This window comes from Pseudomonas sp. LBUM1653, from assembly GCF_059716115.1.
In genome coordinates, this window is sequence record NZ_CP166803.1 from 4,210,042 (window position 1) to 4,225,408 (window position 15,367).

The 15,367-nt window shown below is 61.7% G+C and carries 14 protein-coding genes; 11 read left to right on the forward strand and 3 right to left on the reverse strand.

Annotated features, from left to right (window positions below; translation table 11 throughout):
• Entirely contained in the window at positions 1 to 909 is a 909-nt protein-coding gene (gene aguB / locus ACA054_RS18735; RefSeq protein WP_497685587.1) for an N-carbamoylputrescine amidase, read from the reverse strand.
• A gap of 4 nt (positions 910 to 913) precedes the next feature.
• Entirely contained in the window at positions 914 to 1,966 is a 1,053-nt protein-coding gene (locus tag ACA054_RS18740) for an agmatine deiminase family protein (protein ID WP_497685588.1), read from the reverse strand.
• A gap of 135 nt (positions 1,967 to 2,101) precedes the next feature.
• On the opposite strand from ACA054_RS18740, the gene ACA054_RS18745 reads away from it, so the two are divergent.
• The 8 genes from ACA054_RS18745 (at position 2,102) to ACA054_RS18780 (ending at position 10,110) form a co-directional block, all read left to right on the forward strand.
• A complete protein-coding gene (locus ACA054_RS18745) occupies positions 2,102 to 2,971 on the forward strand; it encodes a LysR substrate-binding domain-containing protein (protein WP_497685589.1) in 870 nt (289 codons plus the stop codon).
• Between the two features lie 142 nt (positions 2,972 to 3,113).
• Positions 3,114 to 3,965 (forward strand): putative selenate ABC transporter substrate-binding protein, encoded by an 852-nt coding sequence (locus ACA054_RS18750; RefSeq protein ID WP_497685590.1) that lies wholly within the window; start codon positions 3,114 to 3,116, stop codon positions 3,963 to 3,965.
• Positions 3,962 to 4,759, forward strand: coding sequence for a phosphonate ABC transporter ATP-binding protein (locus tag ACA054_RS18755; protein WP_497685591.1), 798 nt, complete (start codon positions 3,962 to 3,964; stop codon positions 4,757 to 4,759). The genes ACA054_RS18750 and ACA054_RS18755 overlap by 4 nt, the downstream gene beginning before the upstream one ends.
• On the forward strand, positions 4,753 to 5,580 hold the full coding sequence (locus tag ACA054_RS18760; RefSeq protein ID WP_497685592.1) for a PhnE/PtxC family ABC transporter permease: 828 nt from the start codon (positions 4,753 to 4,755) through the stop codon (positions 5,578 to 5,580). The genes ACA054_RS18755 and ACA054_RS18760 overlap by 7 nt, the downstream gene beginning before the upstream one ends.
• Entirely contained in the window at positions 5,577 to 6,344 is a 768-nt protein-coding gene (phnE, locus tag ACA054_RS18765) for a phosphonate ABC transporter, permease protein PhnE (protein WP_497685593.1), read from the forward strand. Before ACA054_RS18760 ends, phnE begins: the two co-directional genes overlap by 4 nt.
• Positions 6,345 to 6,497: 153 nt before the next feature.
• Positions 6,498 to 6,917, forward strand: a complete 420-nt coding sequence (locus ACA054_RS18770; protein ID WP_497685594.1) for an organic hydroperoxide resistance protein — start codon at positions 6,498 to 6,500, stop codon at positions 6,915 to 6,917.
• Positions 6,918 to 7,546: 629 nt separating this feature from the next.
• The gene (locus tag ACA054_RS18775) at positions 7,547 to 8,677 is read left to right on the forward strand and encodes a PAS domain-containing protein (protein ID WP_497685595.1); all 1,131 of its coding nucleotides are present in this window, start codon (positions 7,547 to 7,549) and stop codon (positions 8,675 to 8,677) included.
• Positions 8,674 to 10,110: a sigma-54 interaction domain-containing protein gene (locus ACA054_RS18780; RefSeq protein ID WP_497685596.1), complete on the forward strand. Its 1,437-nt coding sequence runs from the start codon at positions 8,674 to 8,676 to the stop codon at positions 10,108 to 10,110. Before ACA054_RS18775 ends, ACA054_RS18780 begins: the two co-directional genes overlap by 4 nt.
• 77 nt (positions 10,111 to 10,187) lie before the next feature.
• Here the strand turns inward: ACA054_RS18780 and ACA054_RS18785 are convergent, their stop codons facing one another.
• On the reverse strand, positions 10,188 to 11,492 hold the full coding sequence (locus ACA054_RS18785) for an IS4 family transposase (RefSeq protein ID WP_497690236.1): 1,305 nt from the start codon (positions 11,490 to 11,492) through the stop codon (positions 10,188 to 10,190).
• A 1,095-nt stretch (positions 11,493 to 12,587) separates the two neighbouring features.
• Between ACA054_RS18785 and ACA054_RS18790 the strand changes: the two genes are divergently transcribed.
• The 3 genes from ACA054_RS18790 to ACA054_RS18800 are packed head-to-tail and all read left to right on the forward strand — an operon-like array spanning position 12,588 to position 15,214.
• Positions 12,588 to 13,190, forward strand: coding sequence for a dimethylamine monooxygenase subunit DmmA family protein (locus ACA054_RS18790; RefSeq protein ID WP_497685597.1), 603 nt, complete (start codon positions 12,588 to 12,590; stop codon positions 13,188 to 13,190).
• On the forward strand, positions 13,187 to 14,155 hold the full coding sequence (locus ACA054_RS18795; RefSeq protein WP_497685598.1) for a PDR/VanB family oxidoreductase: 969 nt from the start codon (positions 13,187 to 13,189) through the stop codon (positions 14,153 to 14,155). Before ACA054_RS18790 ends, ACA054_RS18795 begins: the two co-directional genes overlap by 4 nt.
• Positions 14,156 to 14,173: 18 nt before the next feature.
• A complete protein-coding gene (locus ACA054_RS18800; RefSeq protein WP_497685599.1) occupies positions 14,174 to 15,214 on the forward strand; it encodes a heme-dependent oxidative N-demethylase family protein in 1,041 nt (346 codons plus the stop codon).
• Positions 15,215 to 15,367: the final 153 nt, after the last annotated feature.

Genomic DNA, 15,367 nt, shown 5'->3' on the forward strand with positions numbered 1-15,367 from the left:
TCAGGCTCCTTGAATGTTCCAGCGTGCGTTGATCTGGCGACCGTCCTGGCTCAACAATGCCCCGTACATCTCCGGACGGCGGTCGCGGTAGATCCCCCAGCTCAGTCGCTCTTCGCGCATGGCCGCAAGATCCAGGCTTTGCACGAGCACTCCCGTGCTGTCGCGGTCGGCCTCGGCGAGCAATTTGCCCTTGTGGTTGCAGATGAAGGACGAGCCGTAGAAGCTCATCTGCAGGGCCGGATCGGTGGTCGCCGCTTCCCGGCCAATACGATTGGCCGCCACCACCGGCACCAGATTCGCCGCGGCGTGACCGCGCATGGTCATCTGCCAGTGGTCGCGCGAATCCAGCGCTGCACAACCAGGTTCAGAGCCGATGGCGGTGGGGAACAACAGGACCTCAGCGCCCATCAATGCCAGGCAGCGCGCCGTCTCGGGGAACCACTGGTCCCAGCAGATCCCCACGCCGATGCGCCCGAACGCCGTGTCCCAGACGCGAAAACCGGTGTCGCCGGGGCTGAAGTATTCCTTCTCCTGATAGCCGATGGCGTTGGGAATGTGGGTTTTGCGATACACGCCCAGCAAACGGCCATCGGCATCGGCGACGCTCAAGGAGTTGAAGAAGGCATTGCCCGCCTTCTCGAACCAGCTCAGCGGCAATACCACACCCAGTTCCCTGGCCAGGGCGGCAAAGCGCTTGAGTACCGCACTGTCGCGAAACTCTTCGGCCAATAGCAAATGCTGGTGATGTTGCTCGATGCAGAAATACGGCGTGGCAAACAGCTCCTGCAGCAGGATGACCTGGGCGCCCTGGGCTGCCGCCTCGCGCACCCGTTGCTCGGCCTGATCAAGATTGTGTTGCAGGTCCCAGGTGCAAGGCATCTGGGTCGTGGCGACGGTTAACAGGGTCATGGCATCAACCCTCCACCGGCCAGGCGGGCTGTTGCTGGGTGATGCAATGCACACCGCCGCCGCCATGGGCCAGGTGGTTGATGCGCACCGGCACCACCTCGCGTCCGGGGAATGCCTGCGCCAACACTTCGGCCGCCGCGTCGTCAGCTTCGATGCCATAGGCCGGCATGATGATGGCGCCGTTGGCGATGTAGAAGTTGGTGTAGGAGGCACAGAACACTTCTGCCTCGGTGTCCACCGCCTCACTGGCCTCATACAGTTCGATCAATTCGAACCTGCGCCCTCGCGCATCGGTTGCCAGCTCCAGGGCACGGCGGTTCTCGCGGGCCACCTCGGCATACACCGACTGCCGGTCGTGGGTGGCGTCCACCAGCAGCACGCCAGGACGGGCAAATGCGCACACGCCATCGACATGGCCGTCAGTCATGTCACCGGTGACATGGTCCGGATCGCCTGGCAACCAGATGGTCTTTTTCACGCCCAGCAGACGGGCAAAGATCTCCTCCATCTCAGCCTTGTTCATGCCCGGGTTGCGATTGCGGTTGAGCAAGACCGACTCGGTGGTGATCAGCGTGCCCTCGCCGTCGACATGAATGGCACCGCCTTCGTTGCTCAGGGGTGTGCCGAAGCACGGCAGCCCCAGGTGATTGAGTGCGCGGCGTGCCAGGCTTTCGTCCAGCTCATGGGCCGACTTGCCGCCCCAGGCGTTGAAACGCCAGCTCACGCCTGCCAGGCCCTGTTGCGGATGGCAAACGAAGCTCGGGCCGGAGTCGCGGCACCAACTGTCGTTCACCGCCAGTTCGATCAATTCGATGTTGGGACCACACAGGCCCTTGGCACTGGCCAAACCCGACGGGTCGACGACCATTTTTACGGGCTCGAAACGGGCAATGGCATTGGCAACGCGAGCGAAGTCTTCCTGAACCAGTGGCAGCGTGACGCCCCAACCCGACTCCCAGAGTGCCTTGTTGTGCGGCCAGACCATCCAGGTCGCGGCGTGCCTGACCCACTCTGCGGGCATCATCCAACCGGTGTTGAAAAATTCGTTCTGCTGCATGACAAAAACCCTTTCAGTTAAGTTATTGTTTTCAATCAAAACCACCTTGGTGATCCTGTCATGCATGCTACGGCCGTAAAAACGGCGCAACAAACGATGGATTTTGCGTACAACTGATTAGAGGAACTTATCGATATGCTCAAGCACTGGCCGCCGCTCAGCACCCTGCGCGGCTTCGAGGCGGCTGCCCGGCTGGGCAGTTTCCACAAGGCTGCCGACGAATTGCACCTCACCCAGTCAGCCATCAGTCAGCAGATCCGCAGCCTTGAGGCGTACCTTGAGCAACCCTTGTTTTTCCGTAGTGGACGCAGCGTCAGCCTGACCGATGCCGGTCATGACCTGCTCAGCACCACCCAGGCGCTGCTGCAGCAACTGGCGGTCGGCATTCGTCGCCTCGGGCAGTACCAGAAACCCAACCAGCTAGTGCTCAACACCACACCAGCGTTCGCCCGTCACTGGCTGCTGCCACGCCTGGGAGATTTTCGTCAGCAGCACCCGGAGGTCGATCTGTGGATTTTCAGCACCGACGAAGTCCCGGACATGGCCTCCCAGACCATCGACCTGGCACTGCGCGACGACATCAGTTCCCAGGCTGAGTGCAGCTTCAGGGTGCTGCACGCCGACCGCCTCTTTCCGGCTTGTCACCCAAGCGTGTTGACCCTGCCTTACGAACAGCGCACAACCCTTCACGGCGAGCGGGAAATGGACTGGAGTCACTGGGCGGTGGAAGCCGGCATTGATGTCGGCCAGCAGGATCAGGGGATGAACTTCTCCGATCCCGGGCTCTTGCTGGATGCCGCTTGCGCGGGGCTCGGCATTGCGCTGGTCAGCCAGTTGCTGAGCCGGCAAGCCTGTGCCAACGGCTTGTTGCAACCGCTGGTGGAACAAACCATCCGCGGGCCGAACTGGGCCCTGCTGACCCATCGTGACAGTGAGAACAGTGCACGAAGCTTCAGCGATTGGTTGATGTGCCATCTGCAAGCCCAAAGCCCGGAATTCGGGTAGCCTGACTCACCGTGTCGCCTGGTTCGCCGGCAAGCCTGGCTCCTACATCGCCGCACTTCGTCTACCCTCAAAAGGCGCCTGGCCGCTACCCATGCGTGCCAGGCACCTGGAAATATTTGCGCTCATGAACCGGAGAACTTTCATGCTCAAACGCACCCTGGCATTGGCTGTCGGCTTGACCCTGTCGCTATCCACCCTACTGGCGCAGGCTGCCGACACCCTGAAGGTCAGCGCCATTCCGGATGAAGCCCCCACCGAACTGCTACGCAAGTTCCAGCCCCTGGGCACTTACCTGGAACAGCAATTGGGCATGAAGGTCGAGTTCGTGCCTGTCAGCGACTACCCGGCCGTGGTCGAGGCACTGGCCACCGACCGGATCGACATGGCCTGGCTGGGTGGTTTCACCTTCGTCCAGGCTCGGCTGAAAACCGGTAATGCCATTCCGTTGGTGCAGCGCGAACAGGATGCCCAGTTCACCAGCAAGTTCATCACCGCCGACCCGAACGTCAAATCCCTCGCCGACCTCAAGGGCAAGACCTTCGCCTTCGGCTCGGTGTCCTCGACGTCTGGTAGCTTGATGCCGCGCTATTTCATGCTCCAGGACGGCATCAAGCCGGAAACCTTTTTCAGCCGCGTAGGCTATTCCGGCGCCCATGACGCCACCGTTGCCTGGGTCCAGGCTGGCAAGGTCGACGCCGGTGTCCTGAATGCCAGCGTCTGGGAAAAACTGGTCAAGGCCGGCAAGGTCGACACCAGCAAGGTCAAGGTATTTGCCACCACGCCGGCCTACTACGACTACAACTGGACCGTGCGCGGCACCCTCGACCCGGCGCTGGCGGCGAAGATCAAGGCCGCCTTCCTGGCGCTCGATCCAGCAAACCCTGAGCAGAAAGCGATCCTGGACTTGCAGGCCGCCAGCCGCTTCATCGAGACCAAGCCTGAAAACTACAAGGGCATCGAGGAAGCCGCACGCGCCGCCGACCTGCTCAAATGACCTTGCACCTGACCCGGGTCAGCCTCACCCACGCCAATGGCGTACAGGCGCTGCGCGGCCTGGACTTGCACATCGAAGCCGGTGAACAGGTCGCCATCATCGGCCCGTCCGGCGCGGGCAAGTCGAGCCTGCTCAACGTCCTCGCCACCGGCCTGCGCCCTGGCAACGGCGAGTTGCAGGTGCTGGGTGCACACCCCTGGCACCTGTCGGCCCGCCAGCGCCAACGCCTGCGCGCGCGCATCGGCCTGGTGCATCAAGCGCCGCCCCTGCCACCCCGCCAGCGGGTGATCACCGCGGTGCTGGCGGGAAAAATCGGTCAATGGGGGTTGGGCAAGAGCCTGTTGAACCTGGTGCACCCGCTGGATGTTCCGGGGGCTCGCGCGGCATTGGCCAGGCTGGACCTGCAGGACAAGCTCTTCGCCCAGTGCCAGCAATTGTCCGGCGGTCAGCTGCAACGCGTGGGCATCGCCCGGGTGTTGTATCAGGCACCCGAGGTATTACTGGCCGATGAACCGGTGTCGGCGATGGACCCGGTGCTGGCCGGCCACACGCTCAAGGTCCTCTGCCAGCATGCGCGGGCGCACGCCGTCACCCTGGTCGCCAGCCTGCACGCGGTGGAACTGGCGCTGGCGCACTTCTCGCGGATCATCGGCTTGCGTGACGGCCAGATCCTCTTCGACCTGCCGGCCAGCGCCGTCGACCGCGAGCAACTCGACGCCCTCTACGCCAACGAACAGTTGCAGCCCTCGCCAGCCCCGGCCCCCCCTTTGAGCGTGCAGATTCCCCGATGCTGAGCCGTGACACCCGTGATCCCGCCACCCGGCCACGCCTGCTGCTCAGCCTGCTGGCAATTGCCCTGTTATGGCCCGGCATGCGCTTCAGCGAACTGGACCTGAGTGTGTTGCTGGCCAGTGACAGCCAGAGCGAGATGGGCCGCTTTGTCGCGACCTTCTGGCCGCCCGCCCATGGCGCAGAATTCCTCCAGCTGTTGTGGCAAGCGACCTTGCAGACCCTGGCCATCGCCACGGCCGGCATGGCCCTGGCGCTGCTCCTGGCGATCCCCGCCAGCCTGCTGGCCAGCCGCGCACTTTCACTGTCGGCAGCGTCCCGGGCCGGTCGCCCGAGTCATTGGGGGCAACTGCTGCGCTGGCCGGTGCGCGGCGTGCTGATTTTCCTACGTAGCGTGCCGGAAATCGTCTGGGCCCTGCTGTTCGTGCGCGCCGTCGGCCTCGGTCCGACGGCCGGGGTCCTGGCCATCGCCATTACCTACAGCGGTATGCTGGGCAAGGTCTACGCGGAAATTTTCGAGTCGGTCGACCAGCGCCCCGCCCACGCGCTGCTGCAAGCCGGCAGCGGTCGGCTCGCGGCGTTCTGCTACGGGATCCTGCCCAATGTCGCGGCGGAGCTGTTGTCGTACACGGTGTACCGTTGGGAATGCGCGATTCGCGCTTCGGTGGTGATGGGCTTCGTCGGGGCCGGTGGCCTGGGCCAGCAAATCGACCTGTCGATGCGCATGTTCGCCGGCGGTGAAGTGGCCAGCCTGTTGCTGACCTTCCTCGTCCTGGTGCTGCTCGCCGATCAACTGAGCCGGCTGCTGCGCTGGAGGCTGGCATGAAGCGCCTGGTCAACCTGCTGCTGGTGCTGTGCATCGGCGCCGCGGTGTTCGCGTCGTTCCGCTACCTGGGTATCGACCTCGGTGAACTGGGCGGCAGCGGCAACCTGAAACAGATGGGTGCCTATGTGCAGCGTTTTCTCAGCCCGGACCTGAGCACGGGGCATTTGCAGGCCATTGCTCGCGGCGCGCTTGAAACCATTGCCATGTCGGCACTGGGCACCCTGTTGGCGACGGTGTTCGGCTTGCTGCTGGCGCTGCCGGCGGCCGGTCGATTCGGCTGGCCGATGCAGGGTTTGTCGCGCCTGGTGCTCAATGCCTTGCGCGCGATTCCGGAGCTGGTGTGGGCCGTGCTGATGGTCCTGGCCGCCGGGCTCGGCCCCAATGCCGGCACCTTGGCCCTGGCGCTGCATACCACCGGCGTGCTCGGCCGGCTGTTTGCCGAAGCACTGGAAAACACCCCACCCGAACCTGCCGAAGCGATCCGCCTGCAGGGGGGTAATGCAATAGGGGCGTTCTGCTACGGCACCCTGCCCAATCTGTTTCCGCAGCTGCTGGCCTACATCCTGTACCGCTGGGAAAACAATATCCGCATGGCCAGTGTGCTCGGTTTCGTCGGCGCCGGTGGCCTGGGGCAAATGCTTTACCTCAGCCTCAGCCTGTTTCAGGAAGCGCAAGCCAGCACGGTGATTCTCGCGATGCTGGTATTGGTATTTGCCGTCGACACGCTGAGCAGTTGGAGTCGCCAGCGTTGGGTGAAGGCCTGACAATTTGTATCCATGTGTATTGATCGCTGGCGAACGTACACAACGATACACAACCGTCGGGTCAGGACACATTCCCATGACATGGAGATGAAACAGTGGGCGGGTCGCACTTCAGCCAGGGCTGAAGCACCCCAACCTCAGCAGGAGCCTTGCATGACTAATCAAATTGAAACCGTCCTTTACACCGGCAAGACCGTCACGACTGGCGGCCGTCAAGGCGAGTCGCGAAGTGACGACGGCCGCCTTGACATCAAGCTGTCCCCGCCCGGTTCTTCCGGTAGTGGCACCAATCCGGAACAGCTACTGTGTGCGGGCTGGTCGGCTTGCTTCATCGGCGCCATGGGCAAGGCCGCCGCTGCGTTGAAGGTGAGCTTGCCGGCTGACGTGAGCGTTGCCACCGAAGTGGATCTGGGCAATACCGGCAACGCCTACTTTCTTCAGGCGCGCCTGAATGTCAGCCTGCCGGGCCTGGACCCTGTCCTGGCCAGGACGCTGGTGGACGCTGCACATCAGACCTGCCCGTACTCCAAGGCAACCCGTGGCAACATCGACGTCACGATTAACCTAGTGTAACGCCGGTATTGAACACATCTAGATGTAAATCAGACAGATAAACAAATGCCCCGAAGTCGGGGCATTTGATCTTGGCTAGCTGTATATATCCAACTGCACAAGTAGGCTTCAAGAGCCAAGTAGGTGGCCAGCGCTGGTCTCTGGCTTACGAGGTTTATCAGGACTCTCACAGAAACAGCTATAGACGCTGCCCTGCTTCACACGGCATAAGGGCTGGATCTCAGCGCGGAGATCTTTCTAACCGTGTACCCTTCGGAGCGCGCCCCACGCGTCCTCGCTATCCGCTTGCGCATCAGTCTGCGTTTTCACCTACAACTTCAGAGTAGCAAAACACTCAGGGTGTGGGCCGATATTTTTAGATCGATTTCATCCTGTAGGAGCCGGCTTGCTGGCGATGGCGATCTGACAAGCGCTATCGCCAGCAAGCCGGCTCCTACAATGTCAGCGCAACGCCATTATAAAGTGTTGCAGGTTTGCCCAATGTGCTGCAATAACGCAGCAATCGGTTGTCATGGCCGTACGTATGCCCCCTGTTCAATGGCTTTTGAGTTGGCATGCGATATGCCCTTACCAGAATGCCCTGGCACAGTGTGCCCAGGTCCCATTAGCCGAATCGAGCCGATCCACCGATGGATATCCTGAATTTGCTGGTAAACAAAACCCAGCCCCTGACCAGTACCGTCGCCGCCGACGGACAACTGCTCGGCCTGTCCTTGAGCCTGAGCGATCAATTGGGCTATGCGCATGAAGAGCTGCTCAATCAGCCGATCGAACGCGTATTGAGTGTCGAGTCACTGCGCACGGTGCAGGCGCTGTTTGCCAACCCGCCCGCCGACGAACTGATCCATAGCCTGGAGCTGACCCTGATTCGCCACAACGGCGGCCTGCTGCATGTGATTGCCAGCGGTTTGCTGCAATGGCGCGACGTGCAGCCGGCACGCCTGCACCTGTTGAAGATTCCGCTGGGCACGCTGGGGCACCGGCTGCGGGAAATGCACAACGCCAATGAGGTGATGAACCAGATGCTGCAAAGCGCCAAGGTCGCCTACTGGTGCATCGAGTTCGCCGAGGCGGTGGACATCAACCATTCCCCGGATGAAATCGTCCGCCAGGTGTTCGAAAACGACTCCCATTGGCGCATGTGCAACCGTGCCATGGCTGAGGTGTACGAGATGCCGTCGGATGTCGATTTCAACCAGCAACCGGTGCGCCTGTACTGGCCGCGCAGCCCGGCCAACGAAGAGTTCGTGCGGCGCCTGATTGAGGCCGGGTTCCATGTCGATGGGGCACTGTCGGTGGATCGCCGCCACGATGGCTCGCCTGCCTACGTGGAAAACGACGTCAGGGCCACCATCGTCAATGGCCAGCTGCTGCGCATGTGGGGCAGCATTCGTGATGTCAGCCAGGAGTTGCGCATGCAGCACGATGCCGAGCAACGCATCGATGCCTTGCGCCGAGTCTTCGATGCCGTGCCCGACGCGGTGCTGGTGATCGATGAACACCTGCAACCGCAATGGCGCAACGCAGCCTTCGAGGACACCTTCGGCATCACCCACGGCGCCGGTATCGCCCGTTTGCTGCTGGACAATGCCTTGCCCGAACGCACCTGGCACAGCCTGCCCCTGCCGGACCTTAGCGGGCGCGACCTGTACTTCAATGTGCATTGCTCGCGCATCCTGATTCGCGAAGGCGTGGCCTGGCGCGTGGCGGTGTTTCGTGAAAGCCAGGGCGTTCGCCGCCCCCAAGAGTTGCACCCATGAAAGACACCAACCTGCCGCCCACCTTGCAGATGGGCATGCGCTCCTCGGTCAATGTCAGCAGCGAAGTACTGGGCGCGCTGCTGGAAACGCCCGCCTTGCACGCCTTGCTCGACAGCTTTAGTGAAGCGCTGATCATCACTGACGGCGAAGGCCGGCTGCGCTTTATCAACCTGGCCGCCGAACGCGTCAACCGGCTGTCAAAACAGCAGGCCGTGGGGTTGTCCGAAAGTGATTTTTTCCAGCGCTCGGCGTTGAACTACGACGACTTCCTGGCAGCGTTGAACCGCGGTGGCAACAGTGCGTTGACCCGCTCCCGGGAAGGCCGGGTGCTGCTCAGCAGTACCCACGCGATCCCTACCGGTGCCTACGAAAAACCGTTCAGGATGCTCACCCAGAAAGACTTCGACGCCACCCAGCCGCAGCGCCGGGCATCGCTCAACACCCGCCCGCTGGAACCGCAAGGCCTGCGCGACCCCCAGGACAACGCCCTGCACCTTTCACCGCAGCTGTCGAGCATCGCCGACACCGGCGTGCGGGCTTTCCGCCGGCGCGCGCGCCTGTTGTTGCTGGGTGAGCCGGGGGTCGGCAAGACCGCCATCGCCCGGCACATCCATCGCGCGGCCGGCTGGGGGGATCGTCCGTTCATCCACGTCAATTGCGGGAGCATCCCGGAGAGCCTGTTCGAGTCCGAGATGTTCGGCTACGAGCGCGGCGCCTTTACCGGCGCCCTGGCAGGCGGCAAGCAAGGCTACATCGAAGCGGCGTCGGGCGGCACGCTGTTCCTCGACGAAATCGGTGAGATCCCGCTGCACGTACAGGCCAAGCTGCTGAAATTTCTCGAAGACAGCACCATCCAGTCGGTCGGTTCGCCCCTGAGCAAATCCGTGCAGGTACAGGTCATTGCCGCCACCAACAAGGACTTGCGTCATCTGGTGGACATGGGTGAGTTTCGCGCCGACCTTTATTATCGTCTCGCCGTGCTACCGGTGGAAATTCCGCCGCTGCGCCAGCACCGGGATGACTTGCCGTTTCTCATCGACATCCTGCTGAGCCGCATCAATGGCGATCGCGTACCGTCCCTGAGCCTGTCCGCCGGGTGTCGCAAGCGCCTGATGAGCTATGACTTCCCGGGCAACATTCGCGAGCTGGTGAACATTTTCGAACGCTTGGCGGTGCTGGCTGACGATGAGGCGCAGGAGCATCATCTGCCGGCCGAACTGCTTGAACCGGTGCGTTCCCGGGAACAGCCGGCCCCCTCGGTCGTGCAGGATGAAACGCCGGAAGACCCGCAGCAGAATCTCAAGCTTCAGGTTCAGCATTTTGAACGGCAGGTGATCTTGCGCGCAGTGCATCTGTGTGGGAGCAAGCGTAAGGCTGCGCAGCATCTGGGGATTGATATAGGGACGTTGATTCGCAAGCTGCAACGCGACTGACTGTAGGTTGTGGTCGGCGTACATATCCACTCCTGCGGTAACGGCCACCTATGGTTTCGCCCTTACGGCCATCCCTTTCAAGGTCTTTTGACTTTTGCGGCCTTGAGCACCCGATCCGTCGACACATGGGCATGCACTGCCTTACCTTCAAGCCACTCCTTGGGCTTGGGCACCTTGGGCCCGCGTGTGCTTTTGGCGACCTGTTTGGGCTTGATATTCCTGGCCAGCGCCAACAGGCGCTGTGCCGTAGTTTCTGAGCTCGATTGAAGTGATAAGTAATCTGCAGGCAACGCGATCTGCATGCCCTCATAACCGCTACGCACTTGCACGGTCAGGTGGAAGATCGAAGCCTCCCATCCCTCTGGCTGCGTTTGGCGATGAGCCTGCTCAACGCTGCGCTTAAGCACTGACAACACGTTGTAGGCCAACACCGCCGAAGCAAACCCGAGCAGGGCCGCCTTGGGGTTGCCCAAGGTTCCGAGTTCACTGTCCAGCACCGACTCCAGGCGCTGGAACATCCCTTCGATACTCCAGCGACGACGGTACAAATCGGCGATTTGCTCAGCGCTGATGGTCTCGGGCAAGTTGCTCCAGAACAACAACGTGGTGTCGCCTGATTCGGTAGCTTTTTGCAGATTCAGCTCGACACGCCGCCACTGACGTCCACCTTTCACTTCGATGATTTGCTCACGCACGCTTCCGGTCGCGACCGCGACAGGTTCCTGCCAGTCGCCTTCCTGAAACAGGCGCGGATGTTTACTCGGCTCACGAACAATGAAGGCAGCCCCGGCGTCTTCACAGGCCTCCATGACCGGGAGCGTGCAGTAGAGTCGATCGGCCATCCACAACTGGCCGGCACGGGCGTTTTCCAGCAACGGCAGCACACCGACACGCTCACTGGCATAAGCATCTTCACAGGGCTGGAGGTCGACGACCTGGTCCAGATCAGGGTCGTAAACCACGACCGAAAAACCAGGCCGCGCGGCACCTCGTTCACGGCGCAAAGCATCCAGACGTTTTTCACTGGCAGGCAGGTGGTTACCGTCAACGACCCGCAGTTGCCAGCCGGGCAAAATGGCAGAACAGCCCAACTCCTCAATCGTCGGCGTCAGGCGCTGCGCACTGCCGCTCACCAAGGCGCGCAGCAGCGCGGGCTCTGTGCGGCTGACCTTGTCGTAAAGCGCCGCCAAGCTGACGGGCAGATCATCCATCTGCCGTGCGGCGGCATGCAGCGAAGGGCGCAACCCCAGTGAAACAAGGGACATCAGCTCAACGATGGTCGAAAACAAAAGCTCGCGCGGGTACTGCCGTTGACGGTGTTCTTCGAACACCTGATCGACCCACTCAGCTGGAATGGCCTGCTCCAACACCAATTTGGCCATGACACTGGCCGGTGTTTTTTTCTCGAACCGCGCTAAAACCTCTGCCCACATCGTCTCGTCTTCCTGACCGGAGTTTTTGGAGGATTTTAACAAAGACCTTGAAAGGGGTGGCCCTTACGGCGACTCACTTTTCCAAACGCCGGAATGCCGGCCCAGCGAAAAGTAAGCAAAAGGCTTTGCCCCACCACTCGGTGCCTCGCTGTGGCTCGGCATGCCGTAACGAAGGCATTGCTCCGTGGGTCGCCGCGATGGGCCATCCCTGGCCCAGCGCGGCTAAACCGGCGTCCTGCCGGTTTACCCACTGCGCAATGCCTGCGTTCGGCCATCGTGGTTTAACGGGGCGTCCAAATCTAAAGCTAAAGCGAGGCGGCCTGACAGCCGACCTGACTTTTACGGCTGTACCTGATCCCCTGTGGGAGCGAGCTTGCTCGCGATGGACGTCAACGATAACGCGCCCTGTCTGGATGAACGCGTTGTCTGGACGTTTTTCGCGAGCAGGCTCGCTCCCACAGGGGATCGCGGATCAGCCAGTAATCAGGTCGGCTTTAAGGCCGCCTCGCTTTGGCTTTGGCTTTTGATTTTCTTGCCCCATCGAGAGGCCGAGTGGAGGTTCTGCGCAGTGGGTAAACCGGCATGGATGCCGGTTTAGCCGCGCTGGGCCAGGGATGGCCCATCGCGGCGGGCCCACGGAGCAGGACCGGAGCGAGGGTACCCCGAGCCTCAGCGAGGGGCCGAACGCCAGGGGCAAGAGCCCTTGGTTACTTGGGGCTCTTCCAAGTGACTCGCTGTAAGAGCGAAACCCTAGGTGGCCGTTACCGCAGCAATGGATATGTACTCCATCAACAAACAACAGGTCGGCTGTCAGGCCGCCTTCGCTAAGATGCGGCGACCTCCAAAAAACGCTGCAAAAACGCCTACAACCATTGTTATTTCTGCTTACACTTTCCCTCTCAAAAAATACTTATCCCTTTAAAATCAACATCTTAAATACTTGGCACGACCTGTGCTCCTGCTATCTGCAACCCACCATCATTGGGCTTTGCATCTGTGCCGACGTTTCACCCGTCGAGCCGATAGCCAGGAGGAATAATAAGAATGTTGATCACCGGGATCAAAAGTCGGCCGGTCTACGACCGGTTGCAACCTCTGCCGGGAGGTATTCGGCACATCATTGCCGGACAAGGCAGCGGCGGTCGCGCCATGTTGCGTTTGCTGGACGAGATGGCCGGGCTGGACCGGCCCGTCACCTTGCTGTACTCCCAGGAGTCATTTTCCGGCCAGGACTTCCTCGCCCAATTGCAGCAGCACCCAGGTCACCAATTGCGCGTGTACGCCAGCAACCAGGCATTGATCGACGCCCTCGATGACCTGCTCGGCGATGCAAGGATGGGTACCCGCCTCTACCTCGCCGGTTCCGAAAGCTTCCTCGGCAGCGCCATGCAAGTGGCCACCCGTTTCGACCTCAATCGCGACGAAGTGCTTCGCGAGCACTCCGGCACGCTGGTGCGCCGGGTCTGGTGCGTGCACTGCGACACCTACACAGAGAACGTGACCCAACGCGTCTACGACTGCCCCGGTTGCAGCCTGACGCTGGTGGTGCGCGACCACTATTCCCGGCGCCTTGCGGCATTCCAGGCGGTCAAGGCCGATGCCGAAGTACCGGGCGAACTGCCCCCAGCCGAGGAGCTCGATACATGAGCCAGAACAATGGGACTTTGAATCTGCGCGTCGCTCGCATCGAAGAGGTGACCCCGGAAATCAGGCGTTTCACCCTGATCTCGCCGAGCGGCGCGCACTTGCCGGCGTTCTCCGGTGGCAGCCACGTGGTGGTGCTCATCGCCAACCCGAACAATACGCTGCGCAACCCCTACTCGCTGCTGAGTTCGCCCTATGACACCAGCAGCTATCAGATCGCCGTGCGTCGGGTCGAGAGCGGCCGCGGTGGTTCGATCGCGCTGCACGACAGTGTCCGTGAAGGCGACCTGATCGAGGTCACGCCACCGGTCAATCTGTTTCCGCTGATCAAACAGGCACGCCTGCACCTGTTCATTGCCGGTGGCGTCGGTATCACACCGGTGATCTCCCAGCTGGAGGAGTTGCGCCTGAGCAAGGTGCCCTTCGAATTGCATTACGCAGTTCGCGGCGATGAACACGCACAGCTCGGCAAAGAGTTGCAGGACACCTACGGCAAGCAGGTCCACCTGTATCGCAAAGGCATCGAAACACGCATGGACATCGGGCAGATTCTCGCCGATCGCCCGCTGGGCAGTCACGTTTATGCCTGCGGCCCGGACAGCATGATCGACGCCACCCTGGCGTGTGCCCGCGAGCTGGGCTGGACCGACAGCCACGTGCACTTCGAGCGGTTTCTCGAGCAAAGCAGCGGCGGCGAAGCCTTCAGTTTCACCCTCGGTCGAAGTGGCGCAACCATCGAGGTCTCGCCTGACCAGACCATGCTCGAAGCTGTCGAGGCCGCAGGCTACAGCATGCCTTACCTGTGTCGTGGCGGCGCCTGTGGCCATTGCGAAACCGAGGTCCTGGAACTCGACGGCGAACTGCTGCACAGCGATGACTGGCTGTCGGACGAAGACAAGACCAGCCGCAAGAAAATCATGCCCTGCGTATCCCGCGCCAAATGCAATCGCCTGGTCATCGACCTCTGATCGACGGAAGACATAACAATGAATATCAAATTCAACCGCGACGAAACCTACCGCGACGACTACACCTTCGCCAACAGCCCAGAGACCATCGCCCGCGCGCCCTTCCCGTTCCCCGATGACGACTACATGTACTCGATGAACCTCGAGCCTCATGTTTCGGTCGGCGACGGCGCCTTCCGGGCGGCGTTCGATATCGACGAGCACTACATCAGCGAATGCCGGGATCGCGCCATCACCCTGGAGAAAGACCCGGGCATGCATTACGTCTCGGCGCCGCACATGATGGAGGCGCAGTGGGACCTGCTGGAACTGATCATGGAGTCCTACGCCCGCGACTACCCGCAGTACTTCACACTGTCCCGTGAGGGCCGCCAATGGCACTGGACCAACCGCCTGCTGGACATCGACGATCACTTCACCTTCGGCGACCCGGCGACCCTGCCGTATGAGCCGATGGAATACGTGACCCGCCAGGCCCAGGGCGACTGGGTATTGCAGGAAGAACGCGACGGTACGCTGTATTGGGGCGCCGGGATCGCGACTCAGCGCGCCGACTACTCGCTGCGCTTCAACCTCGGCATGAGCTGGGAGGAATTCCACGGTCCGGTGCCGCTGGTAAAGGAAATCGGCATGCTCGACCGCGCCCTGAAATTCCTCCTGCGCCTGCGCACCGGCCACCCGGTGCGTCGCCTGAACTGGTCGCTGACGGTCAACCCGCGCCTTGAGGTCTCGGCCGAAAGCCTGCCCGAATGGGCACCGGACCGGACCCTCGTGACGGCCGAAAACGCCGGCAAACTGGTGTACCTGCGCATCGAGCTGCAACCGCTGCACCGCCTGCCGCGCAGCAACGCGATTGTCTTTCCGATCCGCACTTACCTGCTCAGCCTCGAAGACATCGCCACCAACCCGGCGTGGGCGCGGCGCATGCATCGGGTGCTGCGTGACCTTAATCAGCAACTGGTTGATTACAAAGGCTTCAGCCGTTATCGCGATGCTGCCGTTGAGTGGCTGTCGCAGTACGACGACGGACGTGACAACGAAGTGAAAAAACAAGCCTGAACCCTGTGGGAGCGAGCCTGCTCGCGAAGGGGCCATCACCTTCAACATTGATGTTGGCTGATACGCCGCTTTCGCGAGCAGGCTCGCTCCCACATTGGGTCGGCGGCAACCTGATAACAACAAGCTCCACAGGAACAACGGCGGGCCAACCCG